The sequence below is a fragment of the Azohydromonas australica DSM 1124 genome (genome assembly GCF_000430725.1).
Taxonomy (GTDB): domain Bacteria; phylum Pseudomonadota; class Gammaproteobacteria; order Burkholderiales; family Burkholderiaceae_C; genus Azohydromonas; species Azohydromonas australica.
The window spans coordinates 1-15,893 of record NZ_AUMO01000092.1; the positions used below are offsets into that span (position 1 = coordinate 1).

Consider the following 15,893-nt stretch of genomic DNA (forward strand, 5'->3'; position numbering starts at 1 on the left):
CAGCATCCACCACCGTCATCGCACACCTCCACTTGCCATCGGGTGCGTCAGAGGAGGCAGCGTGCTCGCTAAATGGGCACCTTGAAAGGGGTGGCTCTCAGAACGGCACGTCGTCATCCATGTCATCGACGCCAACGCCGGGGGCCGGGCGGCGCGGTGCCGCGCGCGTTGGCCGTGCTGGCGCGGCCTGCGCCGCGTCGTCTTCGCCGCGCTGCGCGGACCCCGTGTCGAGTCCGGAGCCTTCGAGCGCCTGCGCCAGCGCCTTCTCCACGGCCTCGATGCGCGCCTGGCAGACCTTGTAGGCCTGCACCGACTCGGTAACGATAGCCAGCAGGTCGTCGATGTTGGGATCGTCCTGCTCTCGCAGCGTCTGCGCGTGGCGCTGCAGGAGCTCGTAGTTCTCGCGGAAGGTCTCGCCGCTCATCCTTGTTCCTTCTTCAGCGTCCGGGCGGCCACGGTGCCGTCCCGGAACTCGATGTCGATGGCTTCCTCGGCGGCCAGGCCGGCCGCACTGGTGGCAACGGCGCCGCCCGTGCGGCGCACGATGGCAAAGCCCCGCCCCAGCGTCTTGTGCGGTCCCTGGCCGGTGATCTCGCGCACCAGCGCCTGAGACCGCTGTGCGCCGTCGGCCAGCGCCCGGCGCGCACCGGCAGCGACTTCGTCCATGGTCCGGCTGGTGTTGTCGCGGGCTCGGGCGGCCTGCACCGCGGTGCGTTCAAGTACACCATCCAGGTTGGCCTGCGTTCCAGTGCGGGCGGTGTGCAGCGCATGCCGTCCCTGGGCCAGCACGTCCACGAACTGAAGTTGCGCCGCTTGGCGCGCGGCGCCCATCTGGGCCGCGGCCTGGTGGCGCACCGCGACCAGCAGCGAGTGCGACTGCTGCTGGCCCAGTCGCACGGATTGCACGGCCTGCAGGCGAACGTGCGCGACGGTTTGCGCTGTTTCCTGGCGCGCCTGCTGCAGCTGGTGGCGTGCCGTGTGGACCACGAATTCGAAATGCTCCCGGGCGCGCCGGGCCCGTTGGGCAATCAGTTGCTCGATGCCGGCGATCACCTTGGAAGGCGTGTCGAAGCGCCGGTGCGCCACCTCGTCGAGCACGGTGCTGTCGCGCTCGTGACCAATGCCGGTGAGCACGGGCACCTCAAGATCGCAGATGCAGCGCGCCAGCGCGTAGTCGTTGAGCCAGGCCAGGTCGTTGACTGCGCCGCCGCCGCGGATGATCACGACCGCGTCCGGCAAGGCACCCGGCTCCCAGTCATCGAGCGCGTGCAGCAGCGCGCTTCGAATCAGCGCCGGGGCGCCTTCACCCTGGAAACGGCTGTGGGCGTAGACGAAGCGGCACACACCGAAGCGCTGCAGCCGCTGCGCCTCGGCGTGGAAGTCGCCCAGGCCGGCCGCTCCCTCGGGGGCGACCACCAGCACCGCGTTGAAGTCCCACGGCGCGGCCAAGCGCCGGTTGGCGTCGAAGACGCCCTCGCGCTGCAGCCGCTCGCGGATCTCGCGCTTGCGTGCCTCCAGGTCGCCCAGCGTGTACTCCGGGTCGATGGCATCGATCTCCAGGCTCAGCCCGTAGACCGCGTGCACGGTGGGCTTCGCACGCACGAGCAACTTGATGCCGGCGGCCAGCACCACGCCCGTGGCGCGCTCGAAGATTGGCAGGATTGCGGCCGCCGTAGAGGCCCAGATCATGGCGCGGGCCTGCGCCACGGCGGCTCCTTGCACATCGCGCTCGGCAAGCTCCAGGTAGACGTGGCCGCCGCGGGTGTCGGCGCGGCTCACCTCGACGCGCGTCCAGACGCCGCTGCGATAGGCCTGCGCCACGGCGCCAGCCACGCCCTTCATCAGCTGCGACAGCGCGATGCCCGTGGGCACTGCCAGCTCGGTGCTTGCAGTGCCGGTGGCCGGCGTTACAGATGCCGCCGCTGTCTGTGGCGAGCGTGCCGGCAACCAGGCCTCGAACGGCGCGAGGTCAAGCCCCATGGGGACGTACCAACGGCGCGCGTCCGGATCCCAGCGCGCGCCCAGCGCCTTGACCCGGTCCTTGTCTTTGAACGCAGTGTCAAGGTAGGTGACGGTGGCCGGGGTAGTGCTCATGCGAACCGCAGGTTAGCAGTCGCCGCATCCCAGGCCGTGGTCTGGCGCGGGCCGCAATCGTGTCGGCGGCACGAGCGCAAAGACACCTGCTGATGTTCCTGCGTCGATGCCAGTGCCGTGGTGCGGGAAGATGGCGCTTGTCACATGAGAAAGGGGAGGGGCCTTGGACTGGTTCGAGCGCATTACGGGTTTCGAGGAAGAGGGCTACGCCAGCACGCAGGCAAGGCTGCAGCTTGATGGCAATGCCTTGGTGAACGAGGTCACCGGGCAGCGGTGGGCCATGGGGCGGCTGGAGGTCGTTTCGCTGGCCGAGTTGCGTGCGCGCGCCGGTGTGCAGCGCGATGGGCCAGCCCTGGTGCCCGGGGTGGTGCGCGGCGACATCCGCGAGCTGCACCTGGCGCCCGAGCAGGAAGGAGCGCTCATCCAGGTTGCCTCGCAGTTCAACCTCCTGGAGATGGTCAGCCCCGATGTCAGCCCCGAGGACGGCGTGACTGGCTATGCGCGGGACCGTACCCAAGGACCGGCCTGCGCGATGGCGGCCGGCGCCGCGACCATCTACCGCAACTACCTGGTGCCGGTGGATGGCCGTCGCGGGCAGAGGGCCGGGCGCCAGATCAATACGCTGGCCGACCTGGGCACGGCTCTTGGCCATGGCCAGCAGCCGCTGTGGACCTGGCGCAATGGCTACGCGCTGTGCAGCGGCGAAGGGCTGGCGCGGGTGTCGCGGCAACTGGTATCGGCCAGCGCGGCGGAAATCGACCATCTGCGTGGGCTGCTGCGCATCGGGCTGCACTGGGACGTCGAGGTCACCGATGCACGGCAGGCGCCTGGGCCGCTCGTGAGCCAGGCGTACTGCTCGGCGATGCCCGTGGCCTATGGCCGACCACCGGCACATGCATGGGAGCCGCTGGGGCGGCTGGTGCTGGAGGCGGCCTACGAGGCCACGCTGCTGGCCGGTGTGCTCAACGCCCGCCGCGGCGCCTCGCGTCGCGTGCTGCTCACGCGGCTGGGTGGCGGGGCGTTCGGCAACGAGGCGGCCTGGATCGACGCAGCCATCGAGGGGGCATTGCGCTGCGTGGCGGGTCAGCAACTCGACGTCGTGGTCGTGGGCCGCTGAGGCCGCGTGGTCAACGCTATCGGCGCACATCGACCGGCACGATTGCCTTGACCATGGCGGGACGTGCACGCCCTTGTCGCGCATTCCCTGCTGTGCGCTTGGTCGCGCGTTGTGTCGTCACCTTGGGCAGCGCTGTCGAGGAGCTTTGCAACGGCCAGCACATTCCTGACAGGGTGTGCAGCGGCGGCGCAGGCAACGCGCCGCTCCTGCCTTGGAGCGCTTACCCGGGATGCCGAGCACCTTAGTACGCTGACCGGACCATCACGCGGAGCCTCCTGACCTGGGATCAGGCCGGACCCGATCGCCATGGATCTTCAAGCCCTTACACATGAGGAAATGCAAGCGTTCCTGTAGCGCGAGTGCATCCAGCGCCCGGGCCTGGATGCCGACGGCGAACGCTACTGGCTCCGCTGGGTTACGTGTGGCTTGACGGGCGCATCTGCTGCGTCCCCCACTCGGGTCAGAAGACGGGAATGTTGGGGCGCAATCCGAGGGTGTCCTTCCAAGTGGACGACTCGGCCACGCAGGGGATGAGGGCATCCGATCCCAGGCGCTCCGGCACTGCGCAGTCGAGCAGCGTTTGCAAGTGCTCACGGTACACCGCGTATTGCGGCCAGTGCCAGCCGGCGAGCAGGCCGTGCGGCTCGGCATAGACATTCCGGTCGTTGCGGCCCGCCAGGGAGCACGTGCGGGCCTGGACGCCGATGGTGTGAAGCACTTGGTCGCGCAGCCTCAAGTCGTAAAACTCGCACACGGCATTGGGCTGCAGGTTGATGCCCACGCCCAGCGGCCATAACTCGGCGACGGACTCGTAGACCACGCAGGGCACGCCGATCCGGTACAGCGTGGGGGCCAAGATCATGCCGCCGATGCCGACAACGGTGATCAGCAAAGGTTGTGTGGAGGAATTGCCCAAGGGCTGCGGCATGGCGAAGTCGCCCGCGATGGCCGGGACCTTAATGCCATGTGCTGAAGCCCAGATCTGCAGGACATACCAGCAGTGCGCCGTGTCTTGGACAGTGCCTCCTCCACGTCAAATGCAGGCTTACATGCCGTGTTTGAAGCCGATTTGAAATGAAAGCCGCAACCCGGTATCTGCCTTATATCCCCCCGCAGGCCCGTGACGGGGCTTACCCCGTTTCGAAGGCACACCTTTTCATGAAGGCGCGTCAGGGCCGCATGAAAATACAAGGTTTCGTGAATTACTGCCGCTGGCGGGCAGCCGCCAAGCCAAGTGATCTGCCTTGCGGTTGATCTGTATCAATTCCGGGGTGAGAGTGCCGATGAAGCCGTCGTTCGGTCGCATTGGCATCGCCGAGCTGGGAAGTTTCGGCCCGCTTGGTCCGCCATGCGATGCATCCACCGATGCGTACCGGCGATGGCTGGAGTTTGGCCCGCCATTGAAATCAAAAGCTCTTGTGGTCAGCGCATTGCCATAGAAACTGCAAGCTGTCGCTTACCAGGAAACGATTCCTAGAATTTTTTCAACCTTGAACTCTACCGAATTGCCGGGCGCATATGCAGGTGGAGCACGAAAATCATGCCTTTGCCGCAGTTCCTTGAGCCTGTCCATGACTACCAGGTCGTGGCCCTGTCCATCGCCATGGCCATTTTCGCCTCCTATGTCTCGCTGGACTTGGCCAAGCGGGTCCATCGGCGCGATCCCTATTTGCAGGTCTTTTGGGCCGCTGGCGGGGGCATCGTCATGGGCACTGGCATATGGACGATGCACTTCATCGGAATGCTCTCGATGAGCCTGCCCGTGCAGGTCGGCTACAGCTGGTCCGCGACACTCCTGTCATGGATTGCTGCCGTATCGACCTCCGGGCTGGCCTTGTCTATCTCGTCGCGCCCGTTCCTCTCTCGTGGGCTGCTCGTGTCGGGCGCCACGGTCATGGGCCTGGGCATATGTGCCATGCACTATCTCGGGATGGCCGCCATGGTCATGAGCCCTGAAATCGCATGGAACACGCCCCTGGTGATTGCCTCCATGCTGGTGGCTTTCACGGCATCGGCCTTGGCCTTGTCGATATTCTTCTGGATGCGCCGTCTTGCAGGCGCCAAGGCACAGGCTGCCCAATGCGGGGCCGCCTTGCTCATGGGCCTGGCCATCAGCGGAATGCACTATCTCGGTGATGCAGCCGCCAACTATCCGGTAAACGCTGTCTGTCTGAGTGCCAACGGCCTCGGCGGTTCCGGTCTTCGGAATATCATTACCCTGGCCTGCTTGGTGCTCCTGTTCTTGGCGCTGTTCGCGTCCAGAGTGGACGACCGCATGCGCGCGCATGCTTCGAAAATGAATGCCTCGCTCAAGATGACCAGTGCCAGCTTGAATGGCGCCCATGCCGAGCTAGAACGCATGGCGATGACGGATGCGCTGACGGGAGTATTCAATCGGACGATGTTCCAGGAGCGCCTGGAACATGCGCTGGCCCGGCTTGACAGCGGGACGGCCTCCAGGATCGGCGTGCTGTTCATCGATCTGGACGGGTTCAAGCCCGTGAACGACAGCTTTGGACATGCTGTGGGCGACGCCTTGCTCCAACAGATTGCCAGCCGCTTGAAGCCCATCACCAGGGAGGGCGGTACCCTGGCGCGCATTGGTGGGGACGAGTTCGTCATGCTGCTTGACAACGTGGCAGGAGAAGGTGATCTCGTGCATGTGGCCCAGCAAATTCTTGACAATATTTCCAACCCGTTCGAGATCGGAATCCGGCACATATCACTGTCATGCTCGATTGGAGGGGTCATCTATCCTGACCAAAGCCATCGCGACCGCATCGTGATCGATGCCGATGCAGCGATGTACACGGCCAAGAATGCCGGCGGCGGCAGCTATGCGATGTACCGGCCGCACATGCATGAGGACGCGCGCGAACTGGTCGAACTTCGCCAATCCTTGCGCGAAGCCTTGGAAACCAGGCAGCTTCAGCTCCATTACCAGCCGAAAATCAATGGCCGTACTGGTGAAGTCAGCGGCGTGGAGGCGCTGCTGCGTTGGAATCACCCCGTGCGAGGACCCATCAGTCCCTCAGTCTTCATCCCGGTTGCAGAGCGCTTCGGGTTGATCAATCGCATAGGCGCCTGGGTGATCGACGAGGCCTGTCGCCAGATGGCCTACTGGCAATCCCAGGGGTGTGAAATGAAGGTGGCGGTGAACCTGTCGAGCTACCAGTTGAGGAACGCCAGCATCGTCGAAGACGTGCGCCAGGCCCTGCAGCGGCATCGGGTCCAACCCGGCCAGCTGGTTTGTGAGATCACGGAGTCCGTTGCGATGGAGCACAGCCAAGCTTCGAAAAACATCATCGAGCGTTTTTCGGCAATGGGGGTGCATGTGTCCATTGACGACTTCGGCACCGGCTATTCGAGTCTTTCGTCGCTGCGCCAGATGCGCGTCAGTGAACTCAAGATCGACCGCGAATTCGTCATGGACGTCGCCATGAGCAAGGATGCGCGTGCCATCGTCGACGCCATCATCCGCTTGGCGCATGCGCTGGATCTGCGCGTGGTCGCCGAAGGCGTGGAAACGTTCCAGCAGCGCGATACGCTGATTGAGCTGGGCTGCGACGAGCTGCAGGGTTTCTACTTTGCAAGGCCCATGTCCGCCAGCGACGTTTCGGCCAGAGGGTGTTTTTTCAGAGAAAGCGCGTGTGGAGGGCCTTCCCAGGCAGACGAGCGCCGAAATTGTTTGCAGATCCCGATGCCGTGCTGGCTTGAGGCCGCATCCCGAAGAGGCATGCCATAGCTTCCGGTTGCAGGGAACTGGCGGGGTTCCCACTGGATTTGACGCCTGCAGGCTATTGCGCCATGTCACCCATCGCTAGGGCACCCGGCGTTATGTCGAGCCGCCCAGTGCGCAGTAGCAGCAAACCTTGTATGCACGAGTAGCCTCCAGGAGGTTCATGCCGACGAGAATTTGACCAGGTTACGGTTGCCTGCACGGCCTGTGTACACACACGCCCGGTTGCGACCATGAAAAAGGCCCGCACCGGCAGGCCTTTTCGCTGGCCGCTTGACCGGCCACTGTAGCGGCTTACTGGGGCCGCAGCCGCCAGATCTCCGTGCGTACGTCGTTGTCGTTACCGTTGCTGGAGGTGGCGACGTAGAGCGCACCGTCAGGTCCCTGGGCCACGGTGCGCAAACGCACGCCCCACTCCTGCAGCAGCGGCGTGGCGCTGCGCACCGCATTGCCGTTGGCGGTCAGCTGCAGCACCAGCAGGCGCCGCCCGGAAAGCTGCCCGATGATCAGCGCACCGCGCCAGTCCTTCCATGCCGCTGCGTTCACGAAGCCGCCGCCGGCAGTGCCGAGAGCGGTCGGGCCTGAGCGCCAGGCCGGGCGCAGCGCATCCGGATAGAGCCCGGTATCGGTCATGTCGGTGCCGCCGTCGTCGCCGCAATAGCTCAGCTGAACGCCGTTGGGGCAGCGCGCATCCGGGCTGCCCAATGGCCGTGGCCGCGGGTCCCAGCCGCCGTTGCCGGATCGCAGCGGCGTGACCTCGTCGTTGTTGAACGGGCCATGCTCGATCAGGTACGCCCGCCCAGTACCCGGCTGGATCGCCAGCCCCTGCGGGTTGCGCAGCCCGCGCACCCAGATGCGCGGATCCGCGGCCGCCGGCGCTTGGTTGTCGGGCGCGGGCCGGCCCTCGGTGTCCACGCGCAGCACCTTGCCGCCCAGGGAGCGCAGGCTCTGCGGGATGGGTCCGGTAAGGTTGTCTCCGGTACTGACGAGCAGGTAGCCGCCGGCGTCGAAAGCCAGCGCGCCGCCCGAGTGCTGCCCCTCCTGAAAGCGCTTGGTCTGGAAAGGGATGCCGGTGACGATGTCCTTGCGCGAGTCCACGCCCGTCCAATCGGGCTTGACGCGCAGCCGAACCACATGGTTGTTGGGTACGCCGCCGGCGCTGGAGGCCATGTAGACATAAAGGCGCCGGTTGCTGCTGAAATTCGGGTCCAGCGTAATGCCCAGCATGCCGCTGTTGCTGGCGCTGGTGAGATCCGGCGGCGCGAAGAGCGTGCGCGTCGCGCCGCCGGGCATGCGCACCTTTAGGCCGCGGCCGCGCTCGGTGTAGAGCATCACGCCGCCGGGGGCAAACTGTATGTCCCAGACCTCGAAGACGTTGCGCATGAAGACGTCGCGCACCAGGGTCGGCGCGCCCGTGGGCAACGCCGTGGCATCCAGCTGCACGGTGGTGAAACCCTCCGCGCTGGCCGTGAGCGTCTGCTCTCCCCCGCCGGGCCCGAGGGTCCAGGCACCCGGGCTGGCGATGCCTTGCGCGTTGCTGACATTGCTGCCGCGTTCCAGCCTTCCGCCCTGCCCAGCCGCGAAGCTCACTGTCACGCCTGGGACCGGGCGGTTGTCGGCATCGAGCACCTGCACCGAGGGTGCGCGCGTCAGCGCGGTGCCCGGCGGCGCCATCTGGCGATCGGTGGAGTCAACGGCATCGAGCCGCGCGCCCTCCACCAGCGCAAAGGCGCTGATCACCGCTTCGGTCAGTCCCGGCGCACTGACGGCCAAGCGCTGGTGGCCGCGGGTCGGCCCCAGCGTCCAGCTGCCCACGCGCGCGCGGCCACGGGCGTCGGTGACGGTTTCGGCCCCGGTGATCGTGCCGCCGCCGTCCACCACCCGGAAATGCACCGGCACGTTTGGAACTGGGTTGCCCGCCGCGTCGGCCACGCGCACCATCGGCGCCACCGGCAGCGTGGTACCCGCCCGAGCCGTCTGGTTCAGCCCCTCTCTGGGCACTGCCACTGCCGGCACGCCGCTGGTTTGAGCCGCTGCGGCCGGGGTGTTTGAAGAACCTGCGACACCTGCTGCCGTTGGCTCGTCTGCCGCCCGGCCTGCAACGGCCGCGGCCACCAAGACGGTGAACAGCACCGCCTGCCACTGTTCCATTGAGCTCATGTCATTCCCCTTGACATCACATGGAGTACGCGCGCGGCGACAAGCTCCATGCCGCGCAGAGGAGCCAAGCCGCCCGGCGTTACACCGACGAATGGCTCTGGCCTCCCCGACCAACCGTCCCTGGGATCTTCAATGGGCCTTATGCGCACCGTCCGGGTTGGAAGACTCGGGCTGGCGCATGGAGCGGGCATCCAACGTCCGCTGCGTGGTCGCTGCCAAGGGCAGGGCGGCGGGCTTCGGTGTGCCGTTCGCCACTGCCGTTGTCATTTGTTATGTGTCAACAGTCCTGGTCCCTGGCGGGCAGCGCATGGAACGTATCCCTCTTCCGTGGCAGATGACCCAGCATGTCACGGGCGTCGGCGCGAGCGCCATGCCAGCCCGCCTACCAGGGCCAAGCCGGCGAGCATCAGCGACTGCGTCGCCGGCTCCGGAATCGGCGGGTATGACAGCTCTATTCGGTCGATGTAGAGGTCAAAGATCGGAGCATGCGGGAACAAGCTGATGGTCAATGACGATCCGCCCGTGAGCAGGCTCTGCGGAACGACCAAGCCGCGCACGCCGGGGCTGAACATCGTGACGTCGCGCCGGCCCTCGACGTCCCCCACCGGCGGACCGCGCGAGGGGTCGTAGTACAGGCCGCCCGGGACGGTTTCGGGCAGGGGACAACCTGCCGGATTGGTATGGGGCGGGTTCTCGCAGGCCGTGAAGTGGGTATCGCTTACCGGGAAGGCATAGGTGCCCAGCAGCGTGCGGTCGTCGAAGGGGCCGGCTGTGGCATCAATCCAGTCGATTCCAATGTTGTTGAGGTCGCCTCCGGCAAACAGGCGCAGCAGGCCGTTGCCCCTGGCCGTGTCGGGCAGGTGGAAGGTGAACGCGAGTTCCTCCCAGATGAGCTCGGACGGTCCGTCGCTGCGGAACAGTTCGTGCCGTACGAGCGGACCGCTGTTGATGACCAGTTCAACCCCGCTTGCCGGCGAGGCCAACAGCGCCGCGGCCGCGATAGCTGCAGACAGGACGGGGGTAATGCACGAGCGCGACACAGGGCAGCGTGAAACCATGGCATGTCCTCCTGGAGCGGCGCGTCGAGACTGGCCGCCACCCCCCAATCTAGGCGGCTCTCGGGCGCCGACCACCGTCACACGGGGGGTCCTTGTTAGCTGGTGTCACGACTCCTGTTCTGCCGCTATCCCTGACCGGCTCGGTCAGCCGGAGGTACCGCAGCGACAGATCGAGGCGAACAAGCTGTGCTCCGGAAGCTTTCGTCCTCGCAGCTGGCGCAGTCCGTCATGGGCTCAAGGACAGCGTCCATGACGCCGTTTGCCGCCACCGTGCCATGCGCCATAGGTCGGTAGTCCGGGTCCGTACAGCGGCACAGAAACTGGAGCAGCGTCACGCAGCTTGCGCCAGTGCTAATCGAATGGCTACCGCCCTGAACGACACGAAAACGTTGCACTGCTGCTGCGCTTGACCAGCCCCAGTTCGATGAAGCACGCCACGTCCGGAGCATGTTCTAGCAGTTTCGCTCGGCTGCCTTTACACGGTGGACGGTCCCGTGCCGCGCAGCACGTTCGGCACTCCAGCCGCGCCGATACCAGTCCCGAGAACAGAAGCCGCGCTGCCCCATTGAAGATGGAGTTCCTGGCGGGTGGTTGCGCGCCTCTCGCCCGCGCCAAGCTGCCAGACCCGAATCGTCCCATCCCTGGCCGCCAACACTGCAGACTTCTCGTCAGAGTCGCGCGCGACGGCGAGAACGGCTTCCGAATAGCCCCGATGCGTGCACAGGGCCGTTGCACTGACCACGCGTCCCAGACGCCTGGCACTGTGGTCGTGGGACTCGCGCCCAGTGGCGATGCCGTGCAGGGGCACACCGTGCAGGCCCGTATCACTCCTCATGAGAGCAGCGGCGCACTGACGGACCGGTGAGCCAAGTTTCCAGAGTTGACGCGAGATGGTTTCCCGCACCTGCTTGGTTGGAGTGTTCGGTTCTTCGCAACGCCGCGCCTTGAACCCGTGCACCGTGTTGCCGTACAGGATCAAGCCAAGCATCGGACAGGACTGAAACATCCGCCTGATGCCTCTTGCCGGGCTTGACATTCCTTCTGCTGGCAGGGGTAGGAATCAGACGTCAAATTCAGTTGCGCGGTGGACATGCCGCGCGGTTTGCTGACCCACCAAACGAAGGAGATGAGACATGAAGACATGTTCGCTCATCGCCGCCGCAGTCCTGGCCGGCTCTGCGCTGCCGATGCTGGCGCTAGCGCAGGGGGCAGAACATAACGGCTCACACGATGTGCAGGTTTGGCTTGACGGCTATCAGGAGGTCCCCGCAGTGTCCTCCACCGGGCGCGGCGTCCTGAACGCCGAGCTGGAGCGCGCCAACGGGCGCGTGCACTATCACCTTCGCTACCGCGACCTGGAAGGCAACGTGCTGCAGGCACACATCCACTTTGCGCAGCGTGGCGTCAACGGCGGCATCGTGCTTTACCTGTGTAGCAACCTGCCCGACGCGCCGGCTGGCACGCCGGCGTGTCCGGGAACCCGATCCGGCGAGGTGAGCGGCCTGCTCACGCCCGAGGACATCACGGCGGGAGCAAAGGCTCAGGGCATCGATCTGGGTGAAGCCGGCGAGCTGGGCCGTGCACTGCTGGCCAGGGCGCTGTACGTCAACATCCACACCGACAAATTCCCGGCCGGTGAGGTGAGGGCACAGCTTCGGGTAACGGAGCGGTAGTCGGCCGCGCGAGAGCGCTCTTCAGGCTTGGACGCGCCTCCACACCGCGCTGGGGGCACCGCCCGAGCCAAGCGGGCAGCCATTGACGCATCAAGTAGCGGCGGTTCTCAACGGCTCACGGAGTGTGCACGACACGGGCAACGGAAGTCCCGACCAGCGGGGTCATGCTCATTGCCAAGCCCACCCGCGAATCCTTACAAGCCCGCATCTCTGAGCTGCGTCCCAAACTGGCCGAGGTTGAACCGCAGCTGCGCGAGATGATGAAGGGCGCCTGGCTGGAAACGCTGGTGAAGAGCAGGATCCTCATGCGCACCGTCGAGGGATGCGGGCAGATTTGGCTTCACGCCGAAGCCGAAACGCCGGGGCAGGCCGCGAAACGCGGCAAGCGACAAGTCGCCCGCAGGCCCTGAACCGATCAGCGTCGGGGGCCCTACCCCGGCCAAGCCGGGGCCCGGACCGCGCTACGCAACGTCGCCACAGTGACACGAGGTACTGCACTAGGTCCGCGATTTCTGCATCGGTCAGGTACTGCGCCTTTTCCCTGTGTAGGTTTGCACGACCTGCTCCAGCGTCACTGCCGTGCCGTTTCAACCCGGATGCCGTGCGGCGCAGCACCCGCGTGGTCAGGGCGGCGCGCGCATGACGCTGCGCCTGCTAATCGACGAGTGCCTGTCGCCGCAACTCGTGCAGCTGGCCGTGGCGGCCGGGCATGTGGAGTCCACCTGCGTGCGTGATCGCGGCTGGTCGGCCGAGAAGGATTGGAAGCTCGTGGTTTTGGCTGTCGAAGGCGACTACACGCTGGTCACCCACAACGCGGTGGACTTTCACGGTGGCGGCCCCGGCCGCCTCGGTGGCCAGCACGCGAAGCAGTCCATCGACGCTGAGTTGGTCTGTCTGCACTCGGTATTCGTGATGGACCTGGAGTGCCAGCGCGACCTGTTCGCCTTGGCGCGGGCAGAACTGACGCAACTGGGTGACCTAGTGAATCAAGCACTTGAGGTGTTCGAGCTCAAGGACGGCTCGGTCGAGATCGTCCTGTACGACATTCCGGAGCCGGGTTGACGGCCTGATCACACCGGCTGGGCGGCCCTTGCACAAGGCTCTCCTGTGCAGGCACGCGGTGGCCGTGCCAAGCACGGTTGCTTGGCAACCGGCAGTGGCTGACGCCGCGACATTTCAATACCGCTGCACGCGTCCGACCGCGGCTTAGGCACTTATGTCAAGTGAAGCGACCGGCGCGGAGTGTCAGCGAAGACCGAGGCAAGCAGGGCATTAGCGTCCCGCAGGTTCAGGTGGGCACTCACCATCGGCTGGACCACGCGGGAGGGGAGGGAACCCGCAGCAAGAGCGAGCAGGCGCGGCACGACCCTGATGAGGGGTTGCAGCCCCGCCAGCATTGCTAGACCGCCGAACACTTCGGGCTGTCAGTAGCGACGGTCAAGCGGTACTGCGCCGCCTGAGTCCGGCCGGCATCGCCGAGACGGCGGAGCACTTTGGCTTGAGCACGGCAACGGTCAAGCGGTACTACGGCACTTCAGCTGCCTGACCTTGCGGTCTCAACGGAGGTAGCGGTTGGGCATCCATGAGTGCTATCCGGAGACGGCTGCTATTGGTTGAAGGGATAGATCCGGTCTGAGTGAGATTTCCCCCCTCGCCGCCAATCCCCTGGTCGTATTTCTTCAGCATCTCGTCGGCGTAATACCAGCGCCATGCGAAATAGCGGCTCTGCACATGCTCGCGGGCGTTCTGTGATTGCGATTCAATGGCTTGAAACCATTCCGGGATGTTGTCAGGCGCATTTGCAGCGAAGTAGGTGCGCACATCAACAAGGTGATCGATGGAAGGCATGGGCAATGTGGTTAATGCTGTGGCAGCACATTGATCATGCTGTTTGCACGTTCTTCATCGATACCCTGATTCCAAGGCTTAGCCCACAACAGGCGGTACTGCCGCCAGTGGCCCGCCTGCAACCGAACTTGGCGGTAATCTAGATCAAGGGCCTGCGTAAGCGGCGTACTCCTTGCAGTCCGGCACGTTCCCAAGCCTCATGTTGCGCCACCCGCCTGAAAGCATTGACGAGCGCACACGCCGGCGCGCGGGGGCAAGGGCGCAGGTCTTGCGGAACTGGCAGGGGAGGGGGACCACTTCGAACAGCGCCTAACATCGGCGGCTCAATTATCCAAGGGAGCACGCCATGTCCGCGACCAGCGATGCTGCTGCGCCGCCCGAGCACCCGACGCGCGGCCGCCCGAAAATTGTTTTCGCGCCCATTTACCCGGTACTCCAGCAGCCCACGGGAGAGCAGGTGAGGGAGCTGCCGTTGCGCATGGGCTGGACGCTTGACTTCACCGCCACCGTTATTGGTCTCACCGACGTGTAGGCAGTAAGCGACATCGAGCGCAGCGCTGACCGCCGCGGCACGCCCCGCAAGCTCAGCCCCTGGCGCTGGACGTTGATATTGCTGGCCGCGGGTTGAGCACCCGACGTTGATGCTGGTGTCACGCGGCACCGGTACGGCGTCGATTTGAATGGGAATGACCGCCACCTAAACTGATCGCCTCCCTCAAGGAACCCGAGAACAGAGTCACGCATGCACAACACCGAAGAAATCCCGACCGGCTGGGTCAAGCCGGTGGCCAAGCCCACGCCCGACTCCTTGAAGACCCGAGTGGCCGAGCTGCGCGCCGAACTGGCCGAGGCCGAAGCACAGTTGCGCGAGATGGAAGACGGCGAGCGCCTGGAGGCGCTGGTGAAGGTGCGCAATCTGATGCGCGCGTTCCAACTGACGCCGATGGACCTGGGGCTGGTGCCGGTTCCGAAGCGCCGCGGCCGCCCGCCCAAGACTGCTGCGGGGCAGGAGCAACTGCGCCTGCCGGCCGTCTAGAAGAGACCTGACATGCTGAGCTCGGACCGCAGAGCGCTCCTGCGACGGGCCTCCTGCGCCTTGGTCGCAGGCCTCCTGGCTGCCTGCAGCAAGACCGAAAGCACGGCCGCCGCACCGTCAGGCAACGATGCCTCAGCAGCCGTCGCCGAAGCGATGGCGCTCGCGGCAAGCGCCCGCGGCTTTTCGGCAGGACCCGCCATAGCCGCCCACACCGTCTACGTGTTCTTCGACGCCACCTGCCCGCATTGCGCACGGTTGTGGGCTGACAGCCAGATGCTGCCTGACCGGTTGAAGATGGGCTGGATCCCGGTTGGCCTGCTGCGTGGCGGCGCGGAGCATGGCGCCGTCCTCATGGCAGCCAGCGACCCGGTGGCCGCCATGGCCGCCAACGAGGCAGCAGTCTCCAGCGGCCGCACGGGGGCGCCGACGTCCGCTCCACCTGCCGACGCGCTGAAACTGGTGAAGGCCAACACGCAAGTCTTCGAGAAGCTCGGTGTCCAGAGCGTGCCCGTCATCGTCTACCGTAATGCCGCCACGGACGCCTCTGGCGTCGAGGTGGGCTACTTGCCCCCAAATCGGATCACGGCACTGGTCGGGCTCTGAGCTACCCGGTCTCCCGGACAGACTCTGGCATCGCACTGGGTGTGTTGCGTGCCCTGGCGCTGGCGTGGGCAGCGCGGAAAGGCTCAAGGTGGGCAAGCTGGAGCCTGGGCCGTGCTGGCGCTGCGCGTGTCCCGGTACCGCGTGCTGCCGCCTGCACCCCGCACACGAGACTTCACTCCTGGCCCCGCCGGTACCCGGGGCTCGCACCGGCCACAGCGTTCCGTTTGTGTACACAGTGATGCACAATTGCCATTCCTCTTCAGCTCTGGAGTGCGTCATGGAACCCACCAAGGTCGGCATCCGCGAATTCCGTGCCGGGCTTGCCGAATACATCGCTTCCGACAAGCCGGTGGCAATTACCCGTCACGGACAGACCGTGGGCTTTTTCATTCCGACGCACGGGCAGGCGGACGCGGACATGGCGGCTCTCAAGCAGGCTTGGGCCGAGCTCGACCGCATGCTGGCAGACAGGGCCATTGATGTCGAAGAGGTCGCGTCGGAATTCAAGGCAGCCAGGGCCGCCGACAACGCAAGCAGCAGGCTTGGCCGCAAGCGCCCGTGAGGC

The 15,893-nt window shown here is 65.6% G+C and carries 16 protein-coding genes; 9 read left to right on the forward strand and 7 right to left on the reverse strand.

Annotated elements, in window-relative coordinates:
• Nucleotides 1-97: 97 nt before the first annotated feature.
• Nucleotides 98-424 carry an exodeoxyribonuclease VII small subunit gene (gene xseB / locus H537_RS55640; RefSeq protein ID WP_028998572.1) on the reverse strand — a complete coding sequence of 109 codons (327 nt, stop codon included), beginning with the start codon at nt 422-424 and terminating at the stop codon, nt 98-100.
• Complete coding sequence (gene xseA, locus H537_RS0115080; protein ID WP_028998573.1) at nt 421-2,094, reverse strand: exodeoxyribonuclease VII large subunit; 1,674 nt, start codon at nt 2,092-2,094, stop codon at nt 421-423. The genes xseB and xseA overlap by 4 nt, the downstream gene beginning before the upstream one ends.
• 163 nt (nt 2,095-2,257) lie before the next feature.
• Between xseA and H537_RS43230 the strand changes: the two genes are divergently transcribed.
• The gene (locus tag H537_RS43230; protein WP_043458893.1) at nt 2,258-3,211 is read left to right on the forward strand and encodes a hypothetical protein; all 954 of its coding nucleotides are present in this window, start codon (nt 2,258-2,260) and stop codon (nt 3,209-3,211) included.
• A 460-nt stretch (nt 3,212-3,671) separates the two neighbouring features.
• On the opposite strand, the gene H537_RS0115090 is transcribed toward H537_RS43230, so the two are convergent.
• Nucleotides 3,672-4,139 (reverse strand): Rossmann-fold NAD(P)-binding domain-containing protein, encoded by a 468-nt coding sequence (locus H537_RS0115090; RefSeq protein WP_156901730.1) that lies wholly within the window; start codon nt 4,137-4,139, stop codon nt 3,672-3,674.
• 612 nt (nt 4,140-4,751) lie between these two features.
• Between H537_RS0115090 and H537_RS43235 the strand changes: the two genes are divergently transcribed.
• Nucleotides 4,752-6,956: a putative bifunctional diguanylate cyclase/phosphodiesterase gene (locus H537_RS43235; RefSeq protein ID WP_051242680.1), complete on the forward strand. Its 2,205-nt coding sequence runs from the start codon at nt 4,752-4,754 to the stop codon at nt 6,954-6,956.
• Nucleotides 6,957-7,244: 288 nt separating this feature from the next.
• Here the strand turns inward: H537_RS43235 and H537_RS49320 are convergent, their stop codons facing one another.
• The 3 genes from H537_RS49320 to H537_RS0115110 form a co-directional block, all read right to left on the reverse strand.
• Entirely contained in the window at nt 7,245-9,110 is a 1,866-nt protein-coding gene (locus H537_RS49320) for a PQQ-dependent sugar dehydrogenase (RefSeq protein ID WP_084150691.1), read from the reverse strand.
• Nucleotides 9,111-9,457: 347 nt separating this feature from the next.
• Nucleotides 9,458-10,168: a PEP-CTERM sorting domain-containing protein gene (locus tag H537_RS0115105; protein WP_084150692.1), complete on the reverse strand. Its 711-nt coding sequence runs from the start codon at nt 10,166-10,168 to the stop codon at nt 9,458-9,460.
• Between the two features lie 475 nt (nt 10,169-10,643).
• Entirely contained in the window at nt 10,644-11,156 is a 513-nt protein-coding gene (locus tag H537_RS0115110; RefSeq protein ID WP_156901731.1) for a hypothetical protein, read from the reverse strand.
• Between the two features lie 145 nt (nt 11,157-11,301).
• Between H537_RS0115110 and H537_RS0115115 the strand changes: the two genes are divergently transcribed.
• From H537_RS0115115 to H537_RS0115125, 3 genes are all read left to right on the forward strand, one after another.
• A complete protein-coding gene (locus tag H537_RS0115115; protein ID WP_028998577.1) occupies nt 11,302-11,841 on the forward strand; it encodes a CHRD domain-containing protein in 540 nt (179 codons plus the stop codon).
• 164 nt (nt 11,842-12,005) lie between these two features.
• Nucleotides 12,006-12,251: a hypothetical protein gene (locus H537_RS0115120; RefSeq protein ID WP_028998578.1), complete on the forward strand. Its 246-nt coding sequence runs from the start codon at nt 12,006-12,008 to the stop codon at nt 12,249-12,251.
• 229 nt (nt 12,252-12,480) lie between these two features.
• Complete coding sequence (locus tag H537_RS0115125) at nt 12,481-12,903, forward strand: DUF5615 family PIN-like protein (RefSeq protein ID WP_028998579.1); 423 nt, start codon at nt 12,481-12,483, stop codon at nt 12,901-12,903.
• A gap of 462 nt (nt 12,904-13,365) precedes the next feature.
• Here H537_RS0115125 and H537_RS52875 read toward each other — a convergent pair whose 3' ends face one another.
• Complete coding sequence (locus H537_RS52875) at nt 13,366-13,689, reverse strand: hypothetical protein (RefSeq protein WP_156901732.1); 324 nt, start codon at nt 13,687-13,689, stop codon at nt 13,366-13,368.
• A 346-nt stretch (nt 13,690-14,035) separates the two neighbouring features.
• On the opposite strand from H537_RS52875, the gene H537_RS0115135 reads away from it, so the two are divergent.
• From H537_RS0115135 to H537_RS43245, 4 genes are all read left to right on the forward strand, one after another.
• Nucleotides 14,036-14,221 carry a hypothetical protein gene (locus H537_RS0115135; protein ID WP_028998581.1) on the forward strand — a complete coding sequence of 62 codons (186 nt, stop codon included), beginning with the start codon at nt 14,036-14,038 and terminating at the stop codon, nt 14,219-14,221.
• A gap of 210 nt (nt 14,222-14,431) precedes the next feature.
• Complete coding sequence (locus H537_RS0115140; protein WP_028998582.1) at nt 14,432-14,725, forward strand: H-NS histone family protein; 294 nt, start codon at nt 14,432-14,434, stop codon at nt 14,723-14,725.
• A 12-nt stretch (nt 14,726-14,737) separates the two neighbouring features.
• Nucleotides 14,738-15,328 carry a thioredoxin fold domain-containing protein gene (locus tag H537_RS0115145; RefSeq protein WP_028998583.1) on the forward strand — a complete coding sequence of 197 codons (591 nt, stop codon included), beginning with the start codon at nt 14,738-14,740 and terminating at the stop codon, nt 15,326-15,328.
• Nucleotides 15,329-15,605: 277 nt separating this feature from the next.
• Entirely contained in the window at nt 15,606-15,890 is a 285-nt protein-coding gene (locus tag H537_RS43245; protein ID WP_051242686.1) for a prevent-host-death protein, read from the forward strand.
• Nucleotides 15,891-15,893: the final 3 nt, after the last annotated feature.

Excerpts from the sequence above, each read along its gene's own strand:
- H537_RS43235 (WP_051242680.1), top strand. The coding sequence starts at position 4,752 with ATGCCTTTGCCGCAGTTCCTTGAGCCTGTCCATGACTACCAGGTCGTG.
- H537_RS52875 (WP_156901732.1), bottom strand. The coding sequence starts at position 13,689 with ATGCCTTCCATCGATCACCTTGTTGATGTGCGCACCTACTTCGCTGCA.
- H537_RS43245 (WP_051242686.1), top strand. The coding sequence starts at position 15,606 with ATGGAACCCACCAAGGTCGGCATCCGCGAATTCCGTGCCGGGCTTGCC.
- xseA (WP_028998573.1), bottom strand. The coding sequence starts at position 2,094 with ATGAGCACTACCCCGGCCACCGTCACCTACCTTGACACTGCGTTCAAA.
- H537_RS0115145 (WP_028998583.1), top strand. The coding sequence starts at position 14,738 with ATGCTGAGCTCGGACCGCAGAGCGCTCCTGCGACGGGCCTCCTGCGCC.
- H537_RS0115115 (WP_028998577.1), top strand. The coding sequence starts at position 11,302 with ATGAAGACATGTTCGCTCATCGCCGCCGCAGTCCTGGCCGGCTCTGCG.
- H537_RS0115120 (WP_028998578.1), top strand. The coding sequence starts at position 12,006 with ATGCTCATTGCCAAGCCCACCCGCGAATCCTTACAAGCCCGCATCTCT.
- H537_RS0115090 (WP_156901730.1), bottom strand. The coding sequence starts at position 4,139 with ATGCCGCAGCCCTTGGGCAATTCCTCCACACAACCTTTGCTGATCACC.
- H537_RS49320 (WP_084150691.1), bottom strand. The coding sequence starts at position 9,110 with ATGAGCTCAATGGAACAGTGGCAGGCGGTGCTGTTCACCGTCTTGGTG.
- H537_RS0115105 (WP_084150692.1), bottom strand. The coding sequence starts at position 10,168 with ATGGTTTCACGCTGCCCTGTGTCGCGCTCGTGCATTACCCCCGTCCTG.
- xseB (WP_028998572.1), bottom strand. The coding sequence starts at position 424 with ATGAGCGGCGAGACCTTCCGCGAGAACTACGAGCTCCTGCAGCGCCAC.
- H537_RS0115140 (WP_028998582.1), top strand. The coding sequence starts at position 14,432 with ATGCACAACACCGAAGAAATCCCGACCGGCTGGGTCAAGCCGGTGGCC.
- H537_RS0115125 (WP_028998579.1), top strand. The coding sequence starts at position 12,481 with ATGACGCTGCGCCTGCTAATCGACGAGTGCCTGTCGCCGCAACTCGTG.
- H537_RS0115135 (WP_028998581.1), top strand. The coding sequence starts at position 14,036 with ATGTCCGCGACCAGCGATGCTGCTGCGCCGCCCGAGCACCCGACGCGC.
- H537_RS0115110 (WP_156901731.1), bottom strand. The coding sequence starts at position 11,156 with ATGCTTGGCTTGATCCTGTACGGCAACACGGTGCACGGGTTCAAGGCG.